Below are 4,080 nucleotides of genomic sequence, written 5' to 3'. Positions count from 1 at the left end.
CAGGATGTTCCAGGTGAAGATCGGCATCCGGAACATCGTCATACCCGGCGCCCGCATACACACGACCGTGGTGATCATGTTGACCCCGCCCAGGATGGTGCCCAGACCGGCGACGATCAGGCCCATGATCCACAGGTCGGCGCCGGCGCCCGGTGAGTGGATGGCGTCGGTCAGCGGCGTGTAGGCGGTCCAGCCGAAGTCGGCGGCGCCGCCGGGCGTGATGAAGCCGGCCATGCCGATCGTCGCGCCGAACAAGAACAGCCAGAACGAGAAAGCGTTGAGGCGCGGGAACGCCACGTCTGGCGCCCCGATCTGCAACGGCAGCACCAGGTTGGCGAAGCCGAACACGATCGGCGTCGCATAGAACAGCAGCATGATCGTGCCGTGCATGGTGAACAGCTGGTTGAACTGCTCGTTGGACAGGAACTGCAGTCCGGGCGCGGCCAGTTCGGTGCGCATCAGCAGCGCGAGCAGCCCGCCGATGAAGAAGAAGATGAAGCAGGTGACCACGTACATGATCCCGATCAGCTTGTGATCGGTGGTGGTGATCAGCCGGTAGATCAGGTTGCCTTTAGGGCCTGTTCGCGGCGGGTAGGGACGACTAGCCTCGAGTTCTCCCAGCGGGGGCGCTTCGGCAGTCAAGAGCTCCTCCAAACGTCGAGCAGGGCAACTGGGATCAGTGGCTTTTGAGTCTAGCGTTCGAGTGGGCGCGGCGACGGACAGGTCCTACAAACTGTCGTAATAACCCGGTGAACACATTTACCGGGTGCCGTCGGTGCCGGCGGAGTCGGCTTTAGCTGGCCAGATGTTAACGTCGGACCGTGCTGCTCAGGGGTATGCGACCCGCATTGGCCGCGGCCGCCGCGGCAGCGATTTCGGCCGCCGTAGGCACCGGCTGCACCTCCGGATCATCCGACGGAAGCCGAGCGCCGTCGGCGTCGGTGATCACCAGTACGACCCAGATCGCCGGGGCGGGCGTGCTGGGCAACCAGCGCCGGCCAGACGAGTCGTGTGCGCCGGAACCGGCCGGCGCCGATGCCGGGCCGCCGACGCGGACCGCCCACAACGCGGCCGGGGTCGAGCCGGACACCGCGGAGGTTCCCGACGATCCGCAGCGCATCGTCGTGCTCTCCGGCGACCAGCTCGACGCCTTGTGCGCACTGGGCCTGCAGTCGCGGATCGTCGGGGCCGCGCTGCCGGACGGGTCGTCGGATCAGCCGTCGTATCTGGGCACGGTCGTGCACAAGCTGCCCGGCGTCGGCACCCGCAGCAGCCCTGACGTGGCCGCGATCAAGGCCGCCAAGCCCGACCTGATCCTCGGCTCGCAGGCCCTGACGCCGAAGCTGTATTCGGCACTGGCCGCGATCGCGCCGACGGTGTTTACCGGGTCGCCCGGCGCGGCATGGCAGAACAACCTCCGTGGGGTCGGCGAGGCGACCGCGCGAGCCGACGCCGCGGGCGAGGTGATCGACCACTTCACCGCGAAGGCACACGACGACGGTGCCGCGCACGATGCCGGCCATTACCAGGCATCCGTAGTGCAGTTCACCGAGAACGCCGTCCGGATCTACGGAACCGACAACTTCCCGGCCAGCGTGTTAACCACAATCGGCGTGGATCGCCCTGCGGCGCAACGGTTTACTGACAAGCCCTACATCGAGGTGGGCAGCACCGACGCCGACCTGGCGAACAACGTGGACTTCTCCAAGGCCGACGCGGACGTCGTGTACGTATCCTTCGACTCGCCGGCCGCCAAAGACCGCGCGCCCACCATCTTCGACAGCGACTCGTGGCGCAGGCTCGCGGCCACCCGCGACAACCGGGTGTTCGTGGTCAACAACGAGATATGGCAGTCCGGGGAGGGCGTAATCGCCGCTCGCGGCATCATCGACGACCTGCGCTGGATCAACGCGCCGGTCAACTAGCGGCGGGAAACACACCCGATCCGCTGGAATTCCTGAAATGAAGATTAACTTCCGCTAAGAAGATGCGCAGACGGCGATCCCCGTGCGGGCGCACCGGTGAGAGCGAAGGAGCGCAGCGGTGAACGGATACCAGAAGGTCGCCGCGGTTGGCCTGTTCGTTGGCGTCGCCGGCGTACTGAGCAATCCAGCCGCCCACGCCGACGACGCTCTGCTCGGCCCGCTATCTGGGAGTGACACGGCGATCATCCTCGGCGGAACCACCGAGCCAACGCCGTCGACCGCCTTTGCGCAGGCCGCGGAGAATCTGTTTTTGAACCCACTGGGTTTCGATGGTGGCGCGACCTCCTCGACGGTCTGCGACATGGTCGGGACCGACCCGTGCGCCGCGCCGTTGCAGGTGCTGACGACACCCGAATTGATTCAACAGGGCCCGAGTAGCCTCACGGCCGCAGACGACGTCGTTCTCGCGGTGAAGAACGAATTCACTGCGGACCCAAACGCTTTCAACGCCGATCACCCGCTGACCATCTTCGGATACTCGCAAAGCGCCACCGCCGAGTCGATCGCCATGAGCCGCCTCGAAGCCGACGGGATCCCGAGCCAAGACCTGCACTTCGTGTTCATCGGCGACCCGTCCCTTACGGACACCGGCGTATGGCCGAACATCGTCGCGGACATGGACTCGGTACTCGGCTCGAGTCTGACCAACACCCTTCTCACCGATATCGGCATTAACGGTGTACTCGGAAACGTGACGCCGGATGACATATATCCGACGACCATCTACACACTGGACGGCGATGGCGTCGCCCAGTTCCAGCAGGACTTCGAATCCGGAGGCCTGCTGGGAGACATCGAGGGCCTGTTCGTCCAGCACGTGGAGTACCTGGGGTTGACGCCGGAGGAAGTCGCTAACGCGACCACGTCGATCGACCACTTGATCACCAACGTCGACATCTCCGACAACATCAACAACGCCGAGGCGTGGCTCAGTGCGGTATTTGAGCACGGGGCCGCCAACAGCGGGCTGATCGAGAGCGTGCTGCAGTCGCTCGAATTCTATTTGACCAACTCGTTCTGACCTGGGCCGCGGGCGCACGGGGCAGCGATGCATCTGACATCTGGCCTGCGGTGTGAGATCGGACGCACCCGGCAAAATGCATAGCTTGTCTATGCTAATCTGGATGGCGTTCAATCGAATTCGATACGAAACCACGCGCACCCAAGAGGATTGCTGATGAGCACCGTTTCCGCGTATGCCGCCTCCGATAAGACCGGGCACCTGACCAAGACCACGATCGAGCGCCGCGAGCCCGGCCCGCACGACGTCGCCATCGACATTAAGTTCGCCGGCATCTGCCACTCCGACATCCACACCGTCAAAGCGGAGTGGGGAGTTCCCAACTACCCGATCGTGCCCGGCCACGAGATCGCCGGCGTGGTCACCGCTGTCGGCGCGCAAGTCACCAAGCACAAGGTCGGCGACCATGTCGGCGTGGGTTGCATGGTGAACTCCTGCCGCCACTGCAGCAGCTGTAGCGCCGGGCTCGAGCAGTACTGCAAGAACGGTGCGACGTTCACTTACAACGCCATCGACAAAGACGGCACGGTGACCCAGGGCGGTTACAGCCAAGCGGTCGTCGTCAACGAGAACTTCGTCCTTCACATCCCCGAATCCCTGCCACTGGACGCCGCGGCCCCGCTGCTGTGTGCCGGCATCACGCTCTTTTCACCGTTGCGGCACTGGAAGGCGGGACCGAATACCCGGCTGGCGATCATCGGCCTGGGCGGCCTCGGGCACATGGGCGTCAAGCTCGGCGCCGCGATGGGCGCCGAGGTGACGGTGCTGTCGCAGTCGCTGAAGAAGATAGAAGACGGACTGCGCCTCGGCGCCAGCCACTACTACGCCACGGCCGACCGCGAGACCTTCAAGACATTGCGCGGCAGCTTCGACCTCATCCTGAACACCGTGTCGGCGAACCTGAACCTCGGCGACTACCTGAACCTGCTCGACGTCGACGGCAGTCTCGTCGAGCTGGGTATCCCCGAACATCCGATGGAGGTGCCGGCGTTCCCGCTGGCGCTGGCGCGTCGCAGCCTGTCCGGGTCGAACATCGGCGGCATCGCCGAGACCCAGGAGATGCTGAACTTCTGC

General features: G+C 64.8%; 4 protein-coding genes. 3 read left to right on the top strand and 1 reads right to left on the bottom strand.

What is annotated here, in order from left to right; genetic code table 11:
* The coding region (locus VGH54_RS07080) for a cbb3-type cytochrome c oxidase subunit I (protein WP_331511224.1) at nt 1–642 on the bottom strand (642 nt) is incomplete at its 3' end.
* A 194-nt stretch (nt 643–836) separates the two neighbouring features.
* Here VGH54_RS07080 and VGH54_RS07075 point away from each other — a divergent pair.
* The 3 genes from VGH54_RS07075 to VGH54_RS07065 all read left to right on the top strand — a co-directional run.
* The gene (locus VGH54_RS07075) at nt 837–1,925 is read left to right on the top strand and encodes an iron-siderophore ABC transporter substrate-binding protein (RefSeq protein WP_331511225.1); all 1,089 of its coding nucleotides are present in this window, start codon (nt 837–839) and stop codon (nt 1,923–1,925) included.
* A gap of 118 nt (nt 1,926–2,043) precedes the next feature.
* A complete protein-coding gene (locus VGH54_RS07070; protein WP_331511223.1) occupies nt 2,044–3,006 on the top strand; it encodes a PE-PPE domain-containing protein in 963 nt (320 codons plus the stop codon).
* Nucleotides 3,007–3,162: 156 nt separating this feature from the next.
* Nucleotides 3,163–4,080 (top strand): NAD(P)-dependent alcohol dehydrogenase (locus VGH54_RS07065; protein WP_331511222.1); only part of this gene is annotated, 918 nt, incomplete at its 3' end.

It is taken from the genome of Mycobacterium sp. (assembly GCF_036488105.1).
Taxonomy (GTDB): domain Bacteria; phylum Actinomycetota; class Actinomycetes; order Mycobacteriales; family Mycobacteriaceae; genus Mycobacterium.
This window is presented reverse-complemented; position numbering and strand designations above follow the sequence as displayed.